General features: G+C 39.9%; 13 protein-coding genes. 2 read left to right on the top strand and 11 right to left on the bottom strand.

Annotated elements, in window-relative coordinates; genetic code table 11:
* The first annotated feature begins 69 nt into the window (after positions 1 to 69).
* Positions 70 to 633, top strand: coding sequence for a hypothetical protein (locus G602_RS0100255; protein WP_026657080.1), 564 nt, complete (start codon positions 70 to 72; stop codon positions 631 to 633).
* Here the strand turns inward: G602_RS0100255 and G602_RS28410 are convergent.
* The 9 genes from G602_RS28410 to G602_RS0100210 form a co-directional block, all read right to left on the bottom strand.
* Positions 598 to 3,096, bottom strand: a complete 2,499-nt coding sequence (locus G602_RS28410; RefSeq protein ID WP_049944973.1) for a CDP-glycerol glycerophosphotransferase family protein — start codon at positions 3,094 to 3,096, stop codon at positions 598 to 600. The genes G602_RS0100255 and G602_RS28410 overlap by 36 nt on opposite strands.
* Positions 3,097 to 3,111: 15 nt before the next feature.
* A complete protein-coding gene (locus G602_RS0100245; RefSeq protein WP_026657079.1) occupies positions 3,112 to 4,812 on the bottom strand; it encodes a DUF6020 family protein in 1,701 nt (566 codons plus the stop codon).
* Between the two features lie 6 nt (positions 4,813 to 4,818).
* Complete coding sequence (locus G602_RS24585) at positions 4,819 to 6,816, bottom strand: LTA synthase family protein (RefSeq protein ID WP_049944972.1); 1,998 nt, start codon at positions 6,814 to 6,816, stop codon at positions 4,819 to 4,821.
* On the bottom strand, positions 6,816 to 8,030 hold the full coding sequence (locus G602_RS24580; RefSeq protein WP_044930699.1) for a CDP-glycerol glycerophosphotransferase family protein: 1,215 nt from the start codon (positions 8,028 to 8,030) through the stop codon (positions 6,816 to 6,818). The genes G602_RS24585 and G602_RS24580 overlap by 1 nt, the downstream gene beginning before the upstream one ends.
* A 163-nt stretch (positions 8,031 to 8,193) precedes the next feature.
* Positions 8,194 to 9,240, bottom strand: a complete 1,047-nt coding sequence (locus G602_RS0100230; RefSeq protein ID WP_026657077.1) for an NAD-dependent epimerase/dehydratase family protein — start codon at positions 9,238 to 9,240, stop codon at positions 8,194 to 8,196.
* Positions 9,240 to 10,337: a glycosyltransferase family 2 protein gene (locus G602_RS0100225; protein ID WP_026657076.1), complete on the bottom strand. Its 1,098-nt coding sequence runs from the start codon at positions 10,335 to 10,337 to the stop codon at positions 9,240 to 9,242. Before G602_RS0100225 ends, G602_RS0100230 begins: the two co-directional genes overlap by 1 nt.
* Position 10,338: 1 nt before the next feature.
* Entirely contained in the window at positions 10,339 to 11,280 is a 942-nt protein-coding gene (locus tag G602_RS24575) for an ABC transporter ATP-binding protein (RefSeq protein ID WP_081675776.1), read from the bottom strand.
* A 20-nt stretch (positions 11,281 to 11,300) separates the two neighbouring features.
* Positions 11,301 to 12,104, bottom strand: a complete 804-nt coding sequence (locus G602_RS0100215; protein WP_026657075.1) for an ABC transporter permease — start codon at positions 12,102 to 12,104, stop codon at positions 11,301 to 11,303.
* A 65-nt stretch (positions 12,105 to 12,169) separates the two neighbouring features.
* Entirely contained in the window at positions 12,170 to 13,885 is a 1,716-nt protein-coding gene (locus G602_RS0100210; protein WP_026657074.1) for a CgeB family protein, read from the bottom strand.
* Between the two features lie 106 nt (positions 13,886 to 13,991).
* Between G602_RS0100210 and G602_RS0100205 the strand changes: the two genes are divergently transcribed.
* Positions 13,992 to 14,945 (top strand): glycosyltransferase, encoded by a 954-nt coding sequence (locus tag G602_RS0100205; RefSeq protein WP_026657073.1) that lies wholly within the window; start codon positions 13,992 to 13,994, stop codon positions 14,943 to 14,945.
* A 47-nt stretch (positions 14,946 to 14,992) separates the two neighbouring features.
* On the opposite strand, the gene G602_RS0100200 is transcribed toward G602_RS0100205, so the two are convergent.
* Both G602_RS0100200 and G602_RS0100195 read right to left on the bottom strand, forming a co-directional pair.
* Positions 14,993 to 15,832, bottom strand: coding sequence for a LicD family protein (locus G602_RS0100200; protein WP_026657072.1), 840 nt, complete (start codon positions 15,830 to 15,832; stop codon positions 14,993 to 14,995).
* Positions 15,829 to 16,554, bottom strand: coding sequence for an IspD/TarI family cytidylyltransferase (locus G602_RS0100195; protein WP_026491751.1), 726 nt, complete (start codon positions 16,552 to 16,554; stop codon positions 15,829 to 15,831). The genes G602_RS0100200 and G602_RS0100195 overlap by 4 nt, the downstream gene beginning before the upstream one ends.
* Positions 16,555 to 16,559 lie beyond the last annotated feature (5 nt).

Genomic DNA, 16,559 nt, shown 5'->3' with positions numbered 1-16,559 from the left:
TGTTGGACATTTGTTGGACTCTTGCTTTTACAATTGGCATCAACAATGAATGTGAGGAGAATATGAGAAATGGAACAGATATTAACTAATAAAAAAGAAGAGTATATTCAGAAAGCAGACGGAAGGATTCTGCTTCAGACAATCCTGATCTTAACCGCAGTGATGCTTGATCTTCTGGGAATAATCCGGATTCTTGATCCTAACAGATTTATTATCTATACATTTCAGTCAGCTGCATGTATAACGATTATATTTTTATCTTATGTGTATATAGAAGATAAAAATCCGACTAAGATAAGAATTTTTCTCTTTAACTATGCAGGCCTTGAAGCCTTAAGGGCTGTGCTCCTTAACACAACAGGAATAAATCATACTGTAGGCATCACAGCCAAAATTATTCTTATCGCCCTTTCCTGCACAAGTGCTGCTATGGCGATAATTATTGATAAAAATATCTGCGAGAAAATCGCTATTCTAATGATTGTCCTGGAGACATTGCTATATGCAGTCTTCCTCATAGGATTCCCCGGAGTTCTACTCGGAAGACTTAACAGGTTTCTCCCCTTAGCAGGAATTCTCATAGCTATCAGCATCTTCTTAGTTATTAGAACAAGAAATGAGCCTGCTAATTAAATCTTCATCTGAAGATACTACCAAATCAGATAATATCTCATCCATGGATATATAAGCCTCCTGAGCTCTGCTATAGCCTATTTTGTCAGGCATCCAGAGAAACAGGGGCTTTTTTATTTCCACAGCTGCAAAAGCTCTTGGACTGTAATCAGCCACAACTGCATCCGCAGCTGCTATAAGCTCATTTACAGAGAGCGGGGGCATATTCTTGAAATCTGCTTCCCTGATATCTGATGAATTTTCGGATGTGTGCCCTTCTTCAGAAAAATCATATCCTGAATTCTTTGTGCCACCGGTCATCTGGAATTTCTCTACATCGCTGCCAGCCACATTCTGAAGCGCTACCATTTCAGCAAGGCTCCTTCTGGGATCAAAGGCAAATCCCTCCAGATAATCGGGAATATCCACCATGCTTCCCGGTTTTCCATCAACGGCCATACATACACACACATGTGTCCTTGCAAAATCCTCATGCATCTTTGTCAAAAGCCGTCCGATATATCCTCCCAGCTGTTCTCTGTCCTTACAGATAAAAGCAATGATTTTCTTACCTTTCGCATAAGGAATCATATTAAGGAGTCTATCTTTTGCATCCGTTCTGTAATTCTCATCCGAAAGCATGCGAAATGCAGGATTGATATCATTCGTTATCACGCCTTTATTCTTAAGCTTATAGTTCTTTTTCCAAAACTCCTCTTCCTCTTTTACGCTTCCGTAAACCTGATCATACTCCGTCTTCACGGGAAAAAGCCTGCTCTCCCTTACTTTGTAACCGCTTCTGGCCTCCTTGGATGCTCCCCACATAGGGTAAAGCGGACGAAGCTCAGGGCTGATCTGTATAACCATTGTCTCAGATCTTACATCAAACATTCTAAGAATATATGGTTCACCTGCGACGTAGATTCTCTCTGCTCCTGCCAGCTTTTCACAAAAATCCTCAATATTATCCTTGTTATATTTCACATCCTTAAGAATCTCAAATTTCTCACCTGTCTTTTCGGTTTCTTCTTCAAGAATTCTCTCTACTCCGATAAAAGCATCCCACTCAGAGCCTTCATCCCCAAGGAATACAACCCTGCCCTTAACAAGAGGCATAGCTGTTCCCTTAACATAAGCTTTCCTGGCCTTTTTTCGCAGTTTTTCCATCTCGGAAATCCGCTTTTCCTCAGCCCCAAAAAGTCTCTTTACCTCCGGAAGATCACAAAAATCACCATCAATAACTTCTGCTCTCTTATACTTGTCTATCCTGTCGCCAAAGAAATCAGTTGCTATCCTTTCTGTTGCATGGCCATCGCAGGCACTCATGAATCTCTCGCGGAATGCATGTACCCTTTCCTTGTCGAATCTCTCATCCACATGCTCAATAAAGTCTATCATCTCAGCATTGGTATAGCACACCGGTCCGGGAGTAAGCTCCTCAAAGTTGTAGTAGAAGCCTCTCCAGTCGAAATAGTTTGCCAGATCATATGCAAAAAATAACATAGGCTTTTCAAAAATAGAGTATTCGAATATTAGTGAAGAATAGTCCGTAATACAGATATCAGTCACACACAGAAGCTCATCTATACTCATGCTGTCCGTCATATCCGCAGCAAATCCTGCATACTCTGCAGAAATGTCCGGCTTATTCTTAACTAAGGGATGGTGTTTAAATATCAGCACATATTCATCCTTAAAATGTTCATAAAACTTTTTTACCTCAAACATATCAGGCGTCATGGCATTTCTCGGAATCCCCCTGAAGGTCGGAGCATAAAGAATAACCTTTTTCCCCTTTGCAGTAGGCATCGCATCATACAAATGCTCATATGCTGCCTGCTTAAAATCATCTCTATAAAAAACATCTGATCTTGATATGCCAAGTCCCTTTACACAGGAAGGATCCATTCCCATGGCCTCAGCATATGCCCACTCAACTTCAGGGCTGGATACTGTAACAAGATCATATTTGGGATGGAGCCTGTAAACAATTCCCTTCTTACCGTCATTATAGATTTTATCTGCCGTACTGTTTCCAAACTTCTTAAAGGCACCTGCTGCATGCCACACATTCATGGCATGAGTTCCTCGTCTTACCTTAAATGACCCTTGAGTATCACTACTGTCGTTATAGATAAGATATCTGGCTGTTGCAGCATCCTTTATAAAATCAATCTGCCTCTTAAGCTCCTGTCTGTTATTAACAAATCCCTGCCTTAAGAAGTGGCAGTGAATATCCATCTGATAGCCCCTTACAAGGTAATTAAAAAGCTCCCTATAGCTGTCTGTCAGCTCACCGAATCTGATTTCCAAAAAAATTACCTTATCATCCTTTATGGGTTTTACGGCATTAAAATGATATATAATCGGGAAAATTATCTTTCTCGTAAGAATTCTGTTGAAATTTGCGGACAGACTGGTGTTAGCTGAAACCGAAGCTTTAAAGGTTCCGCCTTTAACATGTCTGTTATCAAAAAAACTCATGCCCGAGTTTCCTCCTCATCTTCTCTGCTGATCTCTGAAAATATCCATGGACATCGCTATAAGCGGCACCAATGCCATCTGAATAGGATACAGATATCTGATATGCGCTCCGCTCTGCGGTCCCAGGATGCATAGTGCTATAATCGCAAGAAACGGCACACACATCATAAATACATATTTATTCTTCCTTACTATCGCATATAATGCAAGAAGAATCAGCGTCCATGTGTAGGTTGATGATGAACTGAAAATTCCTATTATCGGATATGTTGAGATTATTGTCTGTAATTTGTATATCTTTTCTCTGTATTTAGTCAACGTTTCCGACTGCGGAAAGCAAAAATCCGCACCTTCTTCTGCAAGAATCTCATTTAATTCCTCCATAGTGTTTGCTGTAGAATCGTAATTGTAGTATGCCTTATTAAACGGTACAGGATAAAACAGCTCATATTTAAACTCAAGGAGAGCATAGAAATATACATTCGGATGCTTCTTCATCATAGAGAAAAATGCTTTATAATATCTTTTCATATCCTCTGATGTTGCGCTCTCATTGAAAGCATTCTTTACAGGCGAGGAATGTCTTGGATTATATCTTTCCGCAAGATTATCATATCCAAGCACAACATCTATAGCTTCCTTTTCCTCCTCTGTCACATCCTCCTCACAGTCTCTTACATATCTGGCAGTCATCTGAAAGGGAAGCGACAGCATCTCTCTTTTACTTCCCTGCATAATTCCCATAGCAGGTAAAAGCGCATTATTCCATAACGAATGCACCAGAATAGTCATAACCATAAGCGCCAGCACAGTAAGCTTTTTCTTACGACCAAGAAGAAGCAATGCAAATACCAGAGACAGTAATATTATATAATACGCATCTTTTCTGAAGGCCATCATTCCCAAAAGTGAAATAACAAACACTATGCAAAGTTTTTTCCCCTTAAAGGATTTATAGGCTCCTGCCAGAAACAACAGCATAAAACCGGTATATATAATATCCTTGGTACAAAGAAACATATATCTGGTAAGGTGACCACCCGCAAAAAGCACGTACATCATAAATAGAAGATTCCAAAAATCAGAAAATCCCTGCTCCGTGAACACCTTTACAATATACGAAAAGCAAATCAGCATGAACACAAACTGTATTAAAACATAGAAAAAGATTCCGATATTAAAGGATCCAAATAGCATAACACCGGTTTTTATGCATCCATACATCAAAAGGGTATGCAGAATCGGATGATGATTATCCAGTTTAGAGCCTGTATATTCTACCGCATAGTGATTAAAAGAAGCTGAATTAAAAGCACCTGCAAGCTGCGCCTTATTATCCGACATCAAAAGGCCCGGATAAGCAGCTATCAGAAAAGGCAAAAAGCAAACAAATAAAGTAACAAACGTTGTCATAAATGGCTTATTTCTAAGCATCTCTATATATTTGCCAAATATCCAGGGCGCATAAATCCTGACTCTCTCTTTTTCCAGAAACACTTCAACCAAATATGCTGCCACGGAAAATGCGACAAAGAGCAAAGCAGAATATCCAATATATTCCGCAATGCTCTTCATAAGATTATCCTTTATAAGCTCTATTCCACCTGTTGTTTTAACGGAATAGCCAACTGTCAGGAAAAAAGCAAAAAACATAGACACGATAACATCTGCTACTATAAAACTCTTTTCCGAAAAAATCTTCAAATACTTTTTCAATCAGTCTCACTCCCCATATTCGAAGAACGAATCCACCCTGTTCTTCTTATCAAAAAGATGATTGTAGCAAAGTGTATTATAAATATTTATCTCCTCATAATAAGGTGACGTCTTATCATCCACTTCATAGAAATTCCCATCAGCTCCAACATAACCGTTAGCATTTATTATAGGAACATCCTTCATGAGGTCCAGGAGATACTTATTATATCCGCTTTTCTTCATTCCGCAGGCTTCAAGCATCACTGACTGAAGATAGTTAATACTTATTCCACTCTCAAGGTTATAATTTTCTTCAGGTATGTCATAATTTGCCCAGATAAGAAATCTCGTATGGTACAGATTCATCTGGTCAAGTCCCTTTAAACTGCTCTTATCAGCACCAAGCAGGTTATCATAGAACTCATCCGAAAGCCCCGGCTGATGATCTCCGAAATACACAATAACGGTTGGTTCTTCAACTTTTTCAAAGTACTCCACCAGTTCCTTAAGTGCAGCGTCACTCTCATGGATAAGATTAAGATAGTTCTCTACTCCGTCCTGCTGCAGATTATCATCAAGTACGTCTATCTCATCAGGAAGATTCTCCCACTCGCCTGCATAAGGACTGTGATTCTGCATAGTAACATTGAAAATATAAAAAGGTTCATCGCTCTCAGCCTTGGCCTTCTCATATTCCTCTATTATTCTTGCAAAGTCCTCTTTGTCATCTATATGACCGCCGATTGTATGTGTATCTTCAGTAAAATCATCAATTGTTATAAATCTTGAAAATCCCATATAAGGATAAACATTTTGTCTGTTGTAACCGCTCTTCTTATAAGGATGGAGCGCCAGAATACCACTGTAATTATCCAATATCATATTCTGGGTAAGTGTCGGTATAAAGCTCTTTATATAGAGCTGATAAGGTGTAGTTCCGGCAGGAAGGAATGCCTTGGAATCTCCGCTTAGAAATTCGTACTCCGTATTGGCTGTCTGACCTCCGAATACCGATACATAGCTCTTCCCCTTTATTGCATTCTCTGTAAGACTGTCGTAGAAAGGCATGACCTCCTTATCTGTGTGAAGCTCTCCCACATCCTGAAGATCAGCATATGCCTCATCCATAACAACAATAACATTTGGTCTCTTAAAATCGGTATCAGATGATACAGAATCTGAAGTGTAGGTATTCTGAAGCTCTGTAATGGTTTTAACACTATAGTCCTTGGGTTTATCTATTACCATAGTGCGAATGCTTCTTGTAAATGTAAGAAGACCACCGTTATTTCTGTATGATTTTATGGGCATAAAGGTATTAATTGTAATCCCATGATTTTTAAGAAAATCCGTTGCACCAAGTGTATATACTGATCCGATTACTACTATAACACCCAGGCCTGCAACTATCAGTCTGAAACGAATATCCCTTCTCTTCTCCTCGCCCGCTCTATAGAACAAGAAAAAAGAAAAACATGCAAGAATAAATGCTATCATCATAAATTGCTTGATAGTGTATGAATATTCGTACTCTTTTGCCACATTAAGCGCTGTGCCCGTTGTTGCTATATCACCTGCCAGTATTGGTATCTGTCTAAACTTTATGACATAGTAGTTTACTATACCAAACATCCCCGACAGAACACCCGTAAGAAAAAGTGACCATCTAAGGGATAAGGTAAATGCATATATGGCCCACAGCATCAGGCAGTATAGTCCGTAATTACCGACAATAGCCTTAAGCTTAGCTCCGAATATGGAATATCCTGTATCCAGTGCACATTCTGTAAGAAAATAACATATAAACGGATATATTATAAGGAGCACATATCTTGGCCATTTATCCAGAATCCCTCTTACCTTTTCACTGACAAAAGGAAATCCAAACGCAAAAATTAAAAAAGCTGCCGTAAGAACCAGGTATCTCTTTCCTGTGTAATCCGTTACCTGGCTTAAACCAAATGCAGTTATAAGTGCCGCTATTATGAGGTATACAATTTTAAAGGTCTTCTTCTGAGTCATTACTTATCTTTCTTTTTATACTTCTCAAGTGATGGTTCAAAAAACATCTTCATTATGCGGTCCGTAGCATGACCATCACATGCACTCATAAACCGCTCCTTGAATCTCCTTACTTCTTCCCTGTCAAATCTCTCATCTATATGCTCTATATAGTCGAGCATCTCTTCATTAGTCTTGTAAACAGGGCCGGGAGTAAGCTCATCATAGTTATAATAAAAGCCCCTCCAGTCAAAGTAATCATCAAGGTCATAAGCAAAGAATATCATCGGCTTTTCAAAGAGAGAATACTCATAGATAAGAGATGAATAATCGCTTATGCATATGTCACTGACAAACAACAGATCTTCAATTGTCATGGTATCGGACAAGTCCCTGGCAAACGTGCTATATTCCTCCGGAACCTCAGGTCTCTTATGTACAATGGGGTGATGCTTAAACACAAGAACATAGTCTTCATGGAGACTTTCATAAAACATCTTAACCGACAGTCTGTCCGGTGTCTCGGCTCCAACAGTCTTTCCTCTGAAAGTAGGTGCATAGAGAATAACCTTTTTACCCTTTGCCTCCGGGAACTGCTTATAGAATCTCTCATAAGCAGCAGCTTTTTCACCATCTTTATAAAAAATATCCGTTCTCGAAAGGCCAACTGCCTTTATGCATTCCGGATCTTTCTCTTTGCCCATGGCCTCTATATAAGCCCACTCAACTTCAGGAGAACTTACTGTCACCAGGTCATAATCCCCATGCGAAGGGAATCTTTTCATATTTGCTGCTGTGTCTCCAAACAGTTTCTTTGCTGTAGAAAGCCCAAATCTCTTAAAGGCGCCTGCAGCGTGCCAGGTATTTAGCTGATGCTGGCCTTTTCTTTTCCACACACAGGCATGAACATCATTACCTTCGCTGAAAATAAGGTACTTTGCATCTGCCGCTTCCCTGATATATTCCGCATAATGCTTATATATCTCGCGTCGTCTCGCTGTCCCTATTTTAAAGAAAATGCAATGCACATCGAGGTCATAGTCCTCTGTAAGCCTCTTATAAAGCTCTTTGTGGTTATTTGATAGCGAAAGGAGCCTTAATTCCAAAAAGACCACCTTATTTTCCTTAAGGGGTTTTAGGCTGCCTGCAAAAAACATGGCAGGGAATACTATCTTTCTGGAAACCCATCTTATTATAAAATCCTCAGTGGACTGCTTCCACTCCTTAAACTTCATTCTAGGATAATCCTCCCCTCATCCGTCAGCTTCGCTGACACCTGTCTTCGTTCCACTTCGGTCGGCGCAAAGCAGACGTCCCCCGGACGTCTTGCGCCCCCAAAGGGAAGGCATTATTTTTTCTCATGTCCTTTTATAATATTTACAAGCAATTACAATTCGCTCAAAGTTCTTCTTTCAAGACATCTATAGTTCGCTCCAGACCCTTCTTCATGTCATAGCCTGCGTTCCAGCCAAGCTTCTTTAATTTAGCCGAATCAAGAATAGCCTTTGTAGCCTTGGAGTAGCCTGCTGCCTCTGTGGCATCCGGAAGCTCAAAAATTACTTTTTTGCCTGCATAATCTGCAATTATGGCCGCAAGATCCTTAAGTGTAATGTCTGAAGCCTCATCTGCAATATTGTAGGCGCCACCGTTCTCGCCAAGTAAGAGAACATACAGAAGTCCCGTTACAGCATCCGCCACATAGCTGTAGGAATAAAGCTGGGTACCCTCGGATTTAAGCACAATATCCTCACCTGCAACGCCCTTCTTAATAAACTGGGATATCGCCTTTGTGTCTGACTGGAGCATTGTAGGTCCATAGGTTCTTGAAAGTCTCGGGATAACTATATCCATTCCCTTCTGCTTTATATAAGACTGACAAAGTGCCTCACCTGCTCTTTTTCCCTCAGGATAACCTGCCCTTGCTGTATTACAGTCTATATAACCAAGGTAGCTCTCATCAAAACGTTCCACATCTCCTCTGTTTTCGCCGTATATCTCAACAGATGACGCAAACAGAAATCTCTCTGCAGTCTCACTTATTTCAAGCATATTGTTAAGCCCTATCAGATTTGTCATGATGGTTCCGATAGGATCTGTCGAATACTGCATCGGATGAGTATTACTTGCAAGATGAAGCACATAATCTGCTTTTACACTCTTAATCTCTTCTGAAAACGGCTTATTAACATCCTGTTCTACCGCAGTCACGATGGCTGTATCGAATCTTGCTTCGATCTTGCTCTTATTCCTTCCGATGGCATAAATCTTAATTCCAAGATTTTTCTCTTTATCAAGCGCTGTAAGCGCATCAATAAGACAGCTTCCGATAAGTCCCGTTGCACCTGATATCAGAAAGCTCTTCCCGGAAAGCTTATCCCAGGGAAGCTTCCTTCCTGTAATATAAGAAATATCCTCTAAATAAAGTGAATTATCCAATAAATTCATTATTTCAGTCCCATCCTTCTTTTAAGCATTCTAGGAAACCATGCTAACTTTCTGGCAAATCTGTAAGCTTTTGAGTTGATAGTTTTGTTATATCTGGTCTGGAGCTCATCTTCCATGAACAACATGTATTCCTCGTAACTTCCATTGATTACATACATCAAGGTCTCATATTTGTTACGCTTATAAATATCATCCGGGCCTATATTTTCCCATCCAAGCCTTGGAAATGCCTCATTTTTTATATAATCAAAAGACTCTCTGAAGCTGTCTATGCTGTTTAAATTCTTCTGGCACTTAAGACTGTACAGATAACTGTCTACAGCCCTGTTCAGAAAGCTCTTTTTAACTTCCCCGTAGACGCCTCTCTCCTCAAGAAACCTCTTCGTCTCCTCAAATGCCTTAAACACACACATAGGTGATCTTGATTTATCACTTGTAGTACTTATCTTCTGATTTATTCTCCAGTAAATGAGCGGATCCTTTATAACAGTTATTTTTTCAGCAAGAGTCATCGCAGACATAGTAAAAAAAGCATCGTTTGCTCTCTCGATGCTTTGAAAGCGAATCCCCTGAGTTCTTATAAACCCTGTGCGGAACATCTTGTTCCACGGAACATTCGTAGTTATATTCAGGATGTAGTCAGGGTTGGTTTTCCTATTGTAAGTGTTGCCCTTAACAAGATACTGGTAATTATTCTTGTTACCAAGTACCCTCTTGCCGCTTTTATCATCCACATGAAAAGCGTCGCAGATGCAAATATCGGCATCTTCGGCTTTACACTTTTTATATAACTTCTCAAGTGCAGATACAGCAAAAAAATCATCTGAATCCCAGAAGACGATGTATTCGCCCTCCGACTTATCCAGCCCTGCATTTCTCGCAGCCCCGGCATTTTCATGCTGATTTTTTATTACTGATATCCTGTTGTCCTTTTTTGCATATTCCTCAGCAATAGAAACCGTACCATCCGTAGACCCGTCATCCACAACGATTATCTCAATATCCTTAAGTGTCTGCGCGCAGATGGTATCAAGACATTTTTCAATCTGTTTCTCCGTATTATATGAAGGAACAACCACCGTAACTTTCTTTTCCATACTAATCTCTCAACTTATCTATATCCCTGAGTGTCTCGGGATGCTTCTCCTTAAGGAAGCCAATTGCTGCTCTGTATGCCTCGTCGTCAGGTACAGTCCTCATCATCTTTCTGAGCTCAGAAGTCTGTTCCTTAACCTCCTTCTCCTTGCGGATCTTGAAATCATTGGCAAGCTTATCTATCTCTGCTTCCGAAGTAGGAATCTGTTGTGTCTGGAGGAACTCCTCATATGCATCACAAAGCCTTGTAACATCTGAGCCAAACGCTATCTGTTTACCATGATCAAGCCACAGAATCTTGTCGCAGAGCTCCCTTACCTGTGAAATCGAGTGAGATACAAGGATTGCTGTGATACCCTTTTTTAGTATCTCTCTCATCTTATTACCACTCTTCTCACGGAATGCACCGTCACCTACTGACAGAACCTCGTCCAGTATGAGGACATCCGGATCAACAAGACAGGCTATTGAAAATGCAAGTCTGCTTCGCATACCACTTGATAATTGTTTAAACTGATAATCCTCAAACTTCTGGAGCTCAGCAAACTGAATAATCTCCTCATATCTCTCATCCATGAACTGTCTGGTGTATCCAAGCATCGCTCCACGAAGATACGCATTCTCCTTAACAGTCATATCCTCATCAAAGCCACTGGTAAGCTCAAGGAGTGCGGCAATTGTACCATTCACTTTAATAGAACCCTCAACAGGAAGAAGAATCTGGGAAATCGCCTTAAGGATAGTACTCTTTCCGGCACCGTTGGAACCTATGATTCCAAGCATATCTCCCTTCTCAAGCTTGAAGGATATATGTCTGTCTGCCCAAAACTCTTTGACATGATAATTGCCTGTAAGCTTGCGGACAACAAACTCTTTTAATCCAATTGCCTTTAAGTCTCCGGTGATGTAGCGGATACTGACATCATTACATTCAATAACTGACATGAAAACTCCTGATCTTTATATTACAAATAATAAACAAACTCGTGGTTATATCTCTTATAAATCCACAAGCCGATTGCCAGATAGAACAATGCATAAAATGCGCATAATGCATGATATTCTATTGAAGGTATCTGACAATCTATAACTACTACTCTGATATACTTTATTACCACATACACAGGATTAAGCAAAAATGCTCTCTGTACCATGATATTGTTGAAATCCTCTACATGATAGAAGATAGCTGACAGATATCCGAGAAGTGTCAGGAATACATCATATAAATATTGTATATCTCTAAAAAATACATACAAAGCCGAAAGAATCATTCCTATTCCTATATTCATAACAAGAAGCGTTGAAATAGGATAAACTATCAGCAGCATTCGCGGTCCAAACTGTATCTTGTCAAAGAAACAGAATATGAAAAAAACGACCAGTGTCAGCAGGAAGTTAACAAAAGCCGACACATTTTTTGATAAAAGGAACAGATACTTTGGTACGTTTATCTTCTGCAGTATCTTCCTCTCCTTGAAAAGGGAACTCATACCCTGCTTGGTAGCTTCCTTATAGAAAGACATTATTATATTCCCCGAAAAAAGGTACGTTGTATAGTAGAGTGAATTCTTGCCTCTTCCGAAGAACTGTGTAAATACAACCTTCATAACAAGGAGATGTAAAAGGGGCGATAATATACTCCAGGCCATTCCAAGTATGGTTCGCTTGTATTTCTGGTTAAAGTCTCTCTGAACCAGCTCTTCAAACAGGAACTTATAAGACCTTGCTTTTCTGATTTTCTTTTTTATCTTTGTACTAATACTCATAACTCTCTTTTTTATTCTCTAACATTAGGTATCCAAACTAATATATTAACAATTATTCTCCAAATTTACAACCTGGCATACTTATCGGCCATTATAACTTCCGCTATCTTCTCGGCTCTGTCATCAAAAGTATGTTTATTTAATACTCTTTTTCTGCCCGCTCTGGCAATTCTCATCCTCTCAAACTCATGTGTAAGATAATAATCTATTTTGTCGCTGAGATCCTTTCTGTCAGTATAAGTCACAAGACATCCGCCAAAGGTTTCCTCAAGTCCCGGTACATCATCGCTTATAACAAACGCCCCGGCACACATGGCATCAAAAATTCTGTTGGAAATAATGCCATATTCTCTCATGTCATCCCAATGATCATTAAGCAGTATTCTGGCATTGTGATAAACACTTGCAACCTTGTCATTGTCTATATAATTTGCTATCACATGCTCCTGAACCTCAGGGAATTTCTCCCAATGTCTTCCATATACATGAAGGTCATGGTCTGTAGGAAGAACATCCCTTAAAATTTTTCTGAATACTCCTCTGCTGTTTCCAACAAATAATAATTCGGGAGAATAATTGTTAGTCGGAATAACTCTCTCATCACTGTACAGCATTGCCACAGGATCAGTACACTGCATCAAAACCTCGGATTGAACATCAACCTTTTCAGAAAACTTATCCTGCATTCTTTCCGAAGCATAGAATATGTAGTTTGCCTGATTAAGCTCAGGAACGCTTATATCGGCAGGATGGGATATTGTCCAGAAAATAAGCCTTTGCCCGTCATCCAAAGCCTTTCTGTAATACCCCCGTCTTCCCCTTAGCACCAATACTGTTCTGGCTGTACTCTCCTCGTACCAGTCATCTATCGGAACTACATTGGTAATATAGCCCAGTCTTTCCAATGCTGCCTGAAGAGCATTGGCATAGTGATAGTCACCCCAGAACTTTCCATCCTCGTTCGCCGGCATTGAAGCACAGATGTCTATTTCATTATTGTTTATCTTAGGTCTTTTCCCGGATAAAGCATTTTTTCTCCACCTTCCGGGTAGTATATACCTTCCGTCGTTATTTCCTTTTCGTATAGCCCTGTCTCTAAACACGGAAACCAGGCAATTATCACACAGGTAATTGTCTTTTCCGTATGCGACAGACATAAAACACAGATCAGCAATAGCAAAGTCCCAGGCATTATTTTCATACAGCTTACACAAGCCGCCAAGCTTCCTGTAATAATCTGCCTTTATCATTATTATATTTATAGAAGGAATATCTGTTTTAGTTATTCCACCACTCTGCTCGTCACCTTCTATATTGGCATTTGAAAGCTTACAGGACATGCCACGATTATCTGTACGGTTTGCCGTATATGAAACCCCTTTGAATCTGGTTTTATAGGCCTTTCCTTTTCTCATCTTAGCTGAATAATAAGTACTTCCGCCGGCAATTCCTGTGTTTTCATCCTTTCTGAATGCTTCTGCAAGAAAATCCAGCCATCCGTCACATACATCATCTACGCAGTTTACAAAGACAAGGTATTCTCCCTTGGCTTTCTCTGCATCCTCAGCTATTTCATATTGAATATTTGTCTTTGCCTTTGCAATTGAAGCAGCAAATCGTTTCTTCACGTCAGGATTATCTACAGGCAGATTAATAACAGAAACAGACATACCAGTATCTTCCTGCATGCTTCTTAATCTCTCCTGTATTCTAATTTTATCCTTTCCTCTGGCTGCATAGGCTTCCAGCGACAGGATTCCTCTTTTTACCTTTCCAAGCATAAAAAATGTCCTTAATCTAATTCCTTTTTTTCAAATTCTAATTCAAAGCATAGATATAATCAAATTCATTTGGTAAAATATAGTACAAAAATAATTTGAGGTTAACATGAACAATCCGAAAATATCAGTAATTATCCCGATTTATAATGCGGAAAAATATATTCGTAAGTGCTTAAACAGCATCCTCCTTCAGCGTTTTCCGCTGGAGGTTATTTGTGTTGACGACTGTTCTACGGATTCCACCCCGGACATCCTTCATGAATATGAAAAAAATCACGCAAATGTAACTGTTCTAAAGAACGAAAAGAACATGTACGCCGGTCCGTCCAGAAACAAGGGGCTTGAGATTGCCAGGGGCGAATACGTGCACTTTATGGATTCCGATGATTTTGTAATACCCGGAACATATTCTCACTTATATAAAATAGCCTCCGCCAACAACCTCGATATGCTAAAGACAAGGTGCATAGCCTTTAATGCCAAAAATGGTCTTCCCATAAAGAAACAGTACCGTTTTCCAAGATTTCCCGAGGAGCTATATGATACTATCCTGGATTTTCACAACAAGCCGGAAGATCTCTACTGCATAAATGTTGTTCCATGGAATGGAATTTATAAGCGAAGCTTCCTTATGGATAATGATATCCGCTTCAACAATCTGTTTTGTGCAAACGACAGATCCTTTTATGTAAATGTATGTATAAAGGCTGAGCGCATTATGATTACCAGGCGCTCCTTCGTATTCCACAGAAAAAATAATGGTGATTCTCTCGTAGGTAAGCGCGCCGCTCATTTCGACTGCGATCTGAATTCCTTCAAAATCTGTGAAGAGCTTTGCAATAACAATGATGTAAACGACAGAGTTCGCTTTGAAATATTAGAGCACGAACTAAAAAATGTATTTGGATGGTACACGATTTTCACCAATAAAGGAACTGTTTTTCCGGAACACAGACAAGCTATACAAGAGCTCTTCTCCGGTGACCTTGCCAGATATTTTGATTCCTTCGGCACAAAGAGCAAATGGCCTTCCTTTAAAGAACTAATAGGAAACGACTGATAATCGTTTCCTATTTTTTTCGTCTTTACAATATAGTATTTTCAGTATTATTCACTTATTCTGTAGGCTTTCATATCGTGAGTTTTTCTTTTATCTTCCGGCGGAAGCTGCATATAATCGCCAAAAAGATTACTCAGATATTCATGCCAATATGAGGTTGCCTTGAAGATATGTCCCTCAAATTCCACCTCTATGGATTTTTCGTAGGCTTCTCTTGGGATTGCCTCTTTTGTTCCATACAATCCCTCCGTAACTATCCCAACCTGATTGGCCTTCTCATAGGGATGAGCTGTGGAAATAGCGACAAGCTTTTCATTATAACGATCAGTGTTAATTATATTGGCAAAAAGGAACAGGAAAGGCTTAACAAGTTTTTTTGAAAGACTTTTCCCTTCAAAAGGTCTGACATGCTTCATCTGCACATATTTCCTATATGTAGTCACCTTTCTATAGAGATCTGCAACCTCTGCCTCATCATCCGGAAGTCCGTCAACCGGAAGAAGATCTATCCAGAGATTATCGTATTCCTCTTCCCTGAAAAAGTCGTTATAAACCACTGTTCGCTTATCCAACACCTTTATAAAGGGATATCTGGATGTTCCGTTATCATAGCAAACAATCTTTAACCAGTCAGGGCCTCCGACTTCGTCTTTTCTTGCAAGCTCGCAAAGTCTGTTGTACTCAGGTCGTATCATGCATATATCAATATCATCATCCCAGGGGATAAATCCCTTATGCCTTACTGCCCCCAAAAGACTCCCGCCGCAAAGATAGAAGGTAAGACCTTTTTCCTTACAGATTTTGTCGAACTCAAGGAGAATATTAAGCTGTGTATCTTTTATTTCCTGAAGAGAAAGTCTCTTCCCTGTTTCGCCTTTTGTTCTCACTTTAACCAGTTATCCTTATCCGATTTAAGATATGCCTTGAACATCTCAAGATCATCCTTGGTTGTAAGCTTGATATTCTTATCGGAGCCTGCAGCAAAGTACAGCTTTTCTCCAAGATCAACCATCATGGTATTGGTATAAGCACTGCCCTTTATACCGATTCCCTTTTCGAAGGCTTCATGATATGCCCAGTCAAGCTTACCGAATTTGTAAGCCTGAGGGGTGGATACTCTTCTTAAAGTTTCTCTGGGAATGTATTTTCTGGTTGTACCCTCTTCCTCATCATTCACAACAAAAATCTGCTCGTTATATGGAAGTGAGGTTACAGCATTGCCATGCTTTTTACAAACCACGATTACATCAGAAAGAACCATCTCGTCCACAAGAGGTCTTATTCCGTCATGTATGATGATAATGTCATCATCCTCTGCCTTGCCTTCAAGGTTAAACACGCCGTTTCTGATTGATTCCTGACCGCTTTCGCCTCCGGGAACTATCCATTTAAGCTTTGTGATATTGAATTGTTTTGCATATGCCCAAACCATATCCTGCCAGCCATCGATGCACACAAGCTCAATTGCATCAATCTGAGGGTGCTTCTGGAAGCCCTCAAGTGTGTACATAAGAACGGGCTTATCATATACGTTTATGAACTGTTTCGGAATATCCTGCTGCATGCGGTGTCCTGAACCGCCTGCAATAATGATTGCTATATTTGCCATATTTC

Origin of the sequence: Butyrivibrio sp. AC2005 (genome assembly GCF_000424145.1) — a bacterium.
Classification (GTDB): Bacteria; Bacillota; Clostridia; order Lachnospirales; family Lachnospiraceae; genus Butyrivibrio.
This window is presented reverse-complemented; position numbering and strand designations above follow the sequence as displayed.

Coding starts and splice junctions, on each gene's coding strand:
- G602_RS0100255 (WP_026657080.1), top strand. CDS start 70: ATGGAACAGATATTAACTAATAAAAAAGAAGAGTATATTCAGAAAGCA.
- G602_RS28410 (WP_049944973.1), bottom strand. CDS start 3,096: ATGAGTTTTTTTGATAACAGACATGTTAAAGGCGGAACCTTTAAAGCT.
- G602_RS24585 (WP_049944972.1), bottom strand. CDS start 6,816: ATGACTCAGAAGAAGACCTTTAAAATTGTATACCTCATAATAGCGGCA.
- G602_RS24580 (WP_044930699.1), bottom strand. CDS start 8,030: ATGAAGTTTAAGGAGTGGAAGCAGTCCACTGAGGATTTTATAATAAGA.
- G602_RS0100230 (WP_026657077.1), bottom strand. CDS start 9,240: ATGAATTTATTGGATAATTCACTTTATTTAGAGGATATTTCTTATATT.
- G602_RS0100225 (WP_026657076.1), bottom strand. CDS start 10,337: ATGGAAAAGAAAGTTACGGTGGTTGTTCCTTCATATAATACGGAGAAA.
- G602_RS24575 (WP_081675776.1), bottom strand. CDS start 11,280: ATGTCAGTTATTGAATGTAATGATGTCAGTATCCGCTACATCACCGGA.
- G602_RS0100215 (WP_026657075.1), bottom strand. CDS start 12,104: ATGAGTATTAGTACAAAGATAAAAAAGAAAATCAGAAAAGCAAGGTCT.
- G602_RS0100210 (WP_026657074.1), bottom strand. CDS start 13,885: ATGCTTGGAAAGGTAAAAAGAGGAATCCTGTCGCTGGAAGCCTATGCA.
- G602_RS0100205 (WP_026657073.1), top strand. CDS start 13,992: ATGAACAATCCGAAAATATCAGTAATTATCCCGATTTATAATGCGGAA.
- G602_RS0100195 (WP_026491751.1), bottom strand. CDS start 16,554: ATGGCAAATATAGCAATCATTATTGCAGGCGGTTCAGGACACCGCATG.